This is a genomic window from Protofrankia sp. CiP1_Cm_nod4, assembly GCF_982290645.1.
Window position 1 is genome coordinate 10,219 of record NZ_CEVIVC010000031.1, and the last position, 7,319, is coordinate 17,537.

At 76.0% G+C, this 7,319-nt stretch carries 5 protein-coding genes; all 5 read left to right on the forward strand.

Annotated features, from left to right (window positions below; all coding sequences use genetic code 11):
• A partial coding sequence (locus AC5LSR_RS08445; RefSeq protein ID WP_493468323.1) for an FAD binding domain-containing protein occupies window positions 1-861 on the forward strand: 861 nt, incomplete at its 5' end.
• Window positions 858-1,436 carry a (2Fe-2S)-binding protein gene (locus tag AC5LSR_RS08450; protein ID WP_250285993.1) on the forward strand — a complete coding sequence of 193 codons (579 nt, stop codon included), beginning with the start codon at window positions 858-860 and terminating at the stop codon, window positions 1,434-1,436. The genes AC5LSR_RS08445 and AC5LSR_RS08450, both read left to right, overlap by 4 nt.
• Before the next feature lie 85 nt (window positions 1,437-1,521).
• A complete protein-coding gene (gene pucD, locus AC5LSR_RS08455) occupies window positions 1,522-4,113 on the forward strand; it encodes a xanthine dehydrogenase subunit D (RefSeq protein ID WP_493464923.1) in 2,592 nt (863 codons plus the stop codon).
• A complete protein-coding gene (gene allB / locus AC5LSR_RS08460) occupies window positions 4,110-5,573 on the forward strand; it encodes an allantoinase AllB (protein WP_250287351.1) in 1,464 nt (487 codons plus the stop codon). The genes pucD and allB overlap by 4 nt, the downstream gene beginning before the upstream one ends.
• 184 nt (window positions 5,574-5,757) lie before the next feature.
• Window positions 5,758-7,317, forward strand: coding sequence for an allantoicase (locus tag AC5LSR_RS08465; RefSeq protein WP_250290322.1), 1,560 nt, complete (start codon window positions 5,758-5,760; stop codon window positions 7,315-7,317).
• The last annotated feature ends 2 nt before the right edge of the window (window positions 7,318-7,319 follow it).

Sequence of the window (7,319 nt, forward strand, 5' to 3'; positions counted from 1 at the left end):
CCGCTGACCGTGGCCGACACCGTCGAGATCCTCGCCGACGGCGCGGCGGACCTGCTCGCGGGCGGCACCGACCTGGTCCCCGCGCTGCGGACCGGCCGGCGCCGGCCGCGCCGGATCGTCGCCCTGCGCCGGGTCCTGGAGCTGCGCACCCGGGGCGCCAGCGCCGACGGGCTCATCATCGGCGCCGGCGTCACCTACCACGATCTGGCCGGCTGGTCGCTGTCGCCCGGTCTCGCGGCCACCGCGCGCGTCGTCGGATCACCGCAGATACGCAACCTGGGCACGGTCGGCGGAGCGCTCGGCACGGCCGATCCGCGTGGGGATCTGCTGACCTTCCTCAGCGCCGCCGACGCCGAGGTCGTCCTGCGCGGCGTGCACGGCGCGCGGACGCTGGCCGTCCCGTCCTACCTGGCCGAGGGGCGTGACCCGACCGAGCTGATCACGGCGGTCCGGCTGCCGCGGCCGTGCGGTCCCCAGGTCTACCTCAAGATCGGCGCGCGGCAGGCCGCATCGGCCACGGTCGTCTCGTGCGCGCTGGTCGTCGACCGGGTGCGGGAGCGGGTCGCGTGCGCGATCGGCGGGGTGGCCGGCGGGCCGTTGCGCCCGGTCGCCGCGGAGGACTTCGTGCGCGCCGGGGTCGACTGGTCGACGGGTACGGCTCCCGCCGACGTGGTCGCGGGCTTCGGCGAGCTTGTCGCCGAGGCCGTCCGCGCGGTGGACGACCCGCTTCCCGACGACCCGCGGGCCTCGGCGGCCTACCGCCGGCACGCCGCCGGGGTGCTGGCGGCGCGCGCCGCCGGGCGCTGCCTGTCCGCGCCGTCGCCGGCCCGGTCCGTGGACGGGCGGTGGGCACGCCCATGAGTGAGCCCGCCCACCGGCGCGCCTGCGTCGAGGAGGATCCGGCGTGCCCGCCGCGCGATGCCGAGCCGCGGGTGTCCTACCAGCTCCACATCGACGGTGGCGTGCGGGAGGTGACCGATGCCTGGTTCGGGGAGTCCCTGCTGCGTGTGCTGCGCGACCACCTGGGCGTGCTGTCGGTCAAGGACGCCTGTGAGCAGGGCCGGTGTGGCTCCTGCTCGGTCCTGATGGACGGCCGGCTGGTGGCGAGCTGCACGGTCCTCGCCGCGGACGCCGCCGACGCCCAGGTCACGACCGTGGCCGGGCTGGGTGTGGGCGGGCCGGCGCGGGCGGTGCAGGCCGCCTTCCTCGCCCACGGCGCGGTCCAGTGCGGCTTCTGCACGCCGGGATTCGTCGTCGCCGTCACCGACCTGCTGGCCCGGCGTCCCGACGCCGGTGAGGACGAGATCCGCGAGTCGCTGGCCGGCAACATCTGCCGGTGCACCGGCTACGGGCGGATTATCGCCGCGATCCGCTCGGTCCAGGAGGCCCGCCGCCGGCCAGGAGGCTCCCACCAGCGACCGGGGACGGGCCGGTGACCGGGGACGGGCCGGTGACCGGTGACCGGGGACGGAGCAGTGACCGGGGACAGGCCGGTGGGCGGCACGGAAGACCGGGACGATGATGAACCCGCGTCCGCCCGCTGACCATGCCGGACGGACACCGTCCGCCCGGACGTCCGATGATCGAATATTCGCTGGCCGGGAGCCCGTCGATCCGGCGGCCGCCGGCCGGGGCAGCGGTCAGGGGATCGGGGCGCCCGTGCCGCGCCCGGACGGGCCGGCCAAGGCCGGCGGCACCTTCCCGTACGCGGGTGATCTCCACCTGCCGGGGATGCTGCACGCCCGGACGCTGCGCAGCCCCCATCCACGGGCGCGCATCCGCCGGATCAGCACCGCCGCGGCCCGCCGGATGCCCGGGGTGGCGGCGGTCGTGACCGCGGCGGACGTGCCGGGCCGGGCCACCTACGGCCTGATCGTCGCCGACCAGCCGGTGTTCGCCGCCGACGTCGTGCGCTACCAGGGCGAACCGGTGGCGGCGGTGGCGGCGGTGGACGCCCGGACCGCCACCGCGGCGCTGGCCGCGATCGAGGTCGACTACGAGCCGCTGCCACCGTGGACCGACCCCGAGCGGATCGTGGCCGCCGCCCGCGGCCCCGAGCCGCCGCGCCCCGACGGATCGCCGCATGCCGACGGGCTGCCGCGCCCTGACGGGCCGCCGCATGCCGACGGGCTGTCACGTCCTGACGGGCCGCCGTGTCCCGGCGGGTTCGAGCTGCTGCATCCCGACGGGAACATCTTCCGCGAGATCCATCTTCGCCACGGCGACCCGGCGGCCCGCGGCGCGGTCAGCGTCACCGACTCCTATGTCGTGGGCATGCAGGACCAGGCGTTCCTGGGCTGCGAGGCCGCGCTGGCCGTGCCGACGGCCGACGGCGGCGTCGACCTGCGGGTGGCGACGCAGTGGCTGCACTCCGACCGTGAGCAGGTCGCGGCCTGCCTGGGCCTTGCCGAGCACCGGGTGCACCTGGCCCTCGCCGGTGTCGGCGGGGCCTTCGGCGGACGCGAGGACATCACGCTCCAGATCCACGGTGCGCTGCTCGCGCTGGTCACCGGCAGCCCGGTGCGGATCGCCTACGACCGGGTCGAGTCGTTCCTCGGCCATCCGCACCGGCATCCGGCCCGGATGTGGTTCCGGCACACCGCATCCCGGGACGGGCTGCTGGTCAGCGTCCAGGCGCGTCTGATCCTGGACGGCGGGGCGTACGCGTCGTCGTCCCCGGCGGTGCTGACGAACGCGGTCACGCACGCCGCCGGGCCCTACCGGGTGCCCAACGCGGTGCTGGACGGCTGGGTGGTCCGCACGAACAACCCGCCGTGCGGGGCGATGCGTGGTTTCGGTGTCCCCCAGGTGGCCATCGGGCATGAGGCGCAGATGGACCGGCTCGCCGACGCCCTCGGCATCGGCCCGGTGGAGCTGCGCCGGCGCAACGCGCTCGAGCCGGGCGACGTGCTGCCCACCGGGCAGGTCGTGCCCGAGCCGCTGCCGCTGCGGGAGATGATCGACATACTCGTGGACCGGCCGCTGCCGCCGCCGGTCTCCGGGCGGACGCCGGTGACGTCGCTGCCCGGCGGGCGCCTCGCCGCGGCCGACCCGGCCCGCGTCCGCCGTGGGGTCGGCTACGCGGTGGCGTACAAGAACCTGCTGTTCTCCGAGGGGTTCGACGACGACGCCACCGCCCGGGTGCGCCTGGAGACCGGGCCGGACGGCGGGCCCCGGGCGGTCGTGCACAGCGCGTGCGCCGAGGTCGGCCAGGGCTTCGTGACGATCGCCGGGCAGATCGTCCGCACCGAGCTCGGGGTGGACGAGGTGGTGCTCGCCCCGGCGGACACCACCGTCGGCAGCGCCGGGTCGACCAGCGCGTCCCGCCAGACGTGGATGAGCGGCGGTGCCGTGCGCGCCGCCGCGGCAGCGGTCGCGGACGCGTTGCTGGCCCGGGTGGCCCGCCGGCTCGGCCTGCCCGACGACGTCGCCGCGGCGCCGCGGCGGCTGCTGACGCTGGCCGGCGGTGAGATCGTCGCCGGTGAGGCCGGGGTGCGCGTGACACTCGCGGACGCGCTCGCCGACGGGCCGGTCGAGGCGGTGGAGGTCTTCCGCCACCGGCGCACCCAGCCGTTGGGCGCCGACGGCCAGGGTGACGTGCACGTGGCGTTCGCCGCGGCGGCGCACCGCGCGGTCGTCGACGTCGACGTCGACCTGGGGCTGGTGCGGGTGGTGTCGATGGCGCTGGTCCAGGACGTCGGTACGGTGCTCAACCCGCTGTCGCTGCGCGGGCAGGTCGAGGGCGGCACGGCGCAGGGGCTCGGGCTCGCGCTGATGGAGGAGCTGGTGGTGCGGGACGGGGTGGTGCGCAACCCGACGTTCCACGACTATGTGCTGCCGAGCATGGCCGATGTCCCGGAGCTGGACTTCGTCGCGTTGAGCCACCCGCAGCCGGGGGCGCCCTACGGGGTGAAGGGGGTGGGTGAGGCGCCCACCTGCTCGGCGGCGCCGGCCGTGGTGGCGGCGGTGCGCGACGCGGTCGGCCGGGACCTGCGCCGGGTGCCGGTCCGCCCTCAGGATCTCCTCGGCCTCGGCGATCCCGATGGCGGTCCCGAGGGTGGTCCCGAGGGTGGTCCTGAGGGTGGTCCTGAGGGTTCCGGCGGTGGCCGGTGACCGAGCCCGGCCCGACAGCGGGCTCCCAGCCGATGACAGCCGCCGGCCGGACGGCGGCGTCCGGCCCGGGCACGGGCACGGGTACGGGTACGGCGCGGACGGCCGTCCGTGGGCCGGTCGAGCTGCCGGAACGCCCGGTCGTGCTGTGCTCGTCACGGGTCGTCACCCCGGACGGTGTCCGGCCGGCCGCCGTGCACATCCGGGACGGGCGGATCACCGCCGTCACGCCGCCGGAGGCGGTGCGCGCCACCCCGGGCGTCACCGATCTCGGTGACCTCGCGCTGCTGCCCGGGGCGGTCGACACCCACGTCCACGTCAACGAGCCGGGCCGGACCGAGTGGGAGGGCTTCGCCACCGCCACCCGGGCCGCCGCCGCCGGCGGCGTCACCACGATCATCGACATGCCGCTCAACGCGGTCCCGCCGACGACGTCGCTGGCCGCGCTGACCGCGAAGCGGGCCGCCGCGGCCGGCCAGGCATGGGTCGACGTCGGCTTCTGGGGCGGGATCATCGGTGCCGACACGCGCAGCCTCGCCGACCTGGCGGCCCTGCACGACGCCGGGGTGTTCGGCTTCAAGGCGTTCCTCGCACCGTCCGGGGTGGCCGAGTTCCCCCACGTCGGGATGGACGTGCTCGCCGCCGCCACCGCCCACACCGCCCGGCTCGGCGCGCTGACCGTCGTCCACGCCGAGTCACCGGCCGTCCTGGACGCGGCGCCGCCTACCGTCGGCCGGCGGTACGCGAGCTGGCTGGCCGCGCGCCCGCCGGCGGCCGAGACCGAGGCGGTCGCCGGGCTCGCCGCGCTGTCCGCGGCCACCGGCGCCCGCCTGCACGTCCTGCACCTGTCCGCGGCGGCGGCGCTGGACGACGTGCTGGCCGCCCGCGACGCCGGAGTCGCGCTGACCGCCGAGACCTGCCCGCACTATCTGACATTCACCGCCGAGGAGGTTCCCGATGGTGCGACTGTGTACAAGTGCGCACCTCCGATCCGGGGGGAGGACAACCGGGAGCGGCTGTGGCAGGGGCTCACCGCGGGCCTGTTCACCGCGGTGGTGACCGATCACTCTCCGTCCGCACCGGAGCTCAGAGCCGTCGAGTCGGGCGACTTCGGGCAGGCGTGGGGCGGGATCGCCTCGGTGCAGCTCGGCCTGGCCGCCGTGTGGACGCAGGCCCGCCGCCGCGGCCACGGCCTGGCCGACGTGGCCCGCTGGATGTGCACCGGCCCGGCCGACCTGGTCGGGCTGGCGCACAAGGGGCGGATCAGCCCCGGGGTGGACGCCGACCTCGTCGTGATCGATCCCGAGGGGTCCTTCGTCGTCGACCCGGCCCGGCTCGCCCACCGCCATCCGCTGACCCCCTACGCGGGCCGGCCGCTGGACGGCGTCGTGCGGGCCACCTACCTGCGCGGCAGGCGGGCCGACGGCGACCGGCCGCCGCACGGCAGGCTGCTGTCGCGATGACCCCGGCATCCGGCGGGGGAGCTGGCTGTCAGGCCATCCGGCGCCAGCGCGCCGGGTTCCAGCGCGCCCGGTTCCAGCGCGGCCGCGTTCGAGTTCCGTCTGAACATCCGAGTTCCCAGCGGTGGACGCCCGTCCCGCACGGTCACGGGCGTCCACCGGAGAAGATCTGTAGAGAAGAGGATCCGTGAGCGACGCTCCCGATCTGACGAATCTTGTCGACCTTGCCGCGGCCCGGTTCGGCGGGTCGGTGGTGGCCGTCAACGACGAGTTCTTCGCGCTCGCCGAACGGATGCTGCTGCCCGAGCCACCGATCGCCCGGCCAGGGGTGTTCACCGAGCGGGGCGCGTGGACGGACGGCTGGGAGACCCGCCGCCGCCGCGACCTGTACGGCTCGGACTGGGCGATCATCCGGCTCGGCGCGCCCGGCGTGGTGCGCGCGGTGACCGTCGACACCTCCCACTTCACCGGGAACGCCCCGGAGTCGGTGGAGATCCACGGCGCCACCCTCGGTGGCTACCCGTCCGCCCCCGAGGTCGCCGAGGCGTCGGTCAACTGGGTCGCCCTGGTGCCCCGGACGCCGGTCCAGGCCGACGCGGTCAACGTCCTGCCGGTGGTGCGGGCCGGGCACACCCGCGTCACGCACCTGCGGCTGACCATCCACCCGGACGGCGGGGTGGCCAGGCTGCGCGTACACGGCACGGTGATCCCCGACCCGAGGCTGCTCGACCGCGTCACCTCCGACCTGGCCGCGGCCTATCTCGGCGGGGTGGTCATCGCGTGCAGCGACATGCACTACGGCGACCGGCACAACCTCAACGCCTCCGGCGAGGCCCGGGTGATGGGGGAGGGCTGGGAGACCCGCCGCCGCCGCGGCGTGGGCCACGAGTGGGCCGTGGTGCGGCTGGTCACCGCCGGCGAGGTGATCAGGGCGGAGGTCGACACCCGGCACTTCCACGGCAACGCGCCCCGGGCGGTGGCCCTGTGGGCGGCGTCCGCCCCCGAGCTGTTCGGCAACGACGAGGTCTCGTCGCTCGAGAAGATCACCCGCTGGTACCCGCTGCTGCCGCAGGTACGGGTGCAGCCCAACACCCGGCACCTGTTCGACCTGGAGGTCCCGGTGGAGGCCACCCACGTGCGGCTGGAGGCGTTCCCCGACGGCGGGCTGGCCCGGCTGCGGCTCATCGGCACGCCGACCCAGACCGGGCGCCAGCAGCTGGCGATGCGCTGGTTCAACGCGCTGTCCCCGGGGGCGGCCCACGCCGAGCTGCTGGGCTGCTGCGGTTCGGAGGACTGGGCCGCCGTGGTCGGCGACGGCCGGCCGTACCCGACGCTGACCGCGTTGCTCGACGCGGCCCGTGAGCAGTGGTGGCAGCTCACCGAGGCGGACTGGCTGGAGGCGTTCACCGCGCATCCCCGCATCGGGGAACGCGGCGCCCCGCTGCCCGCGCCGACCACGTCCACCCGGGCCACCCTGGCCGGGATGGACGCCCCGCGCCGGGAGCAGGCCGCCCTGGACAACGCGAGCCTGGACCTCAAGGCGGCGCTGGTCGCCGGCAACCAGGAGTACGAGGACCGGTTCGGCTACGTCTTCCTGGTACGTGCCGCCGGCCGCAGCGCCGAGGAGATGCTGGGGCTGCTGCGGGAGCGGCTGGGCAACGACCAGGCCACCGAGCTGCGGGTCGCGGCCGGCCAGCAGGCCGAGATCACCGGACTCCGGCTGCGACGGCTGATCAGCGGCTCGTGACC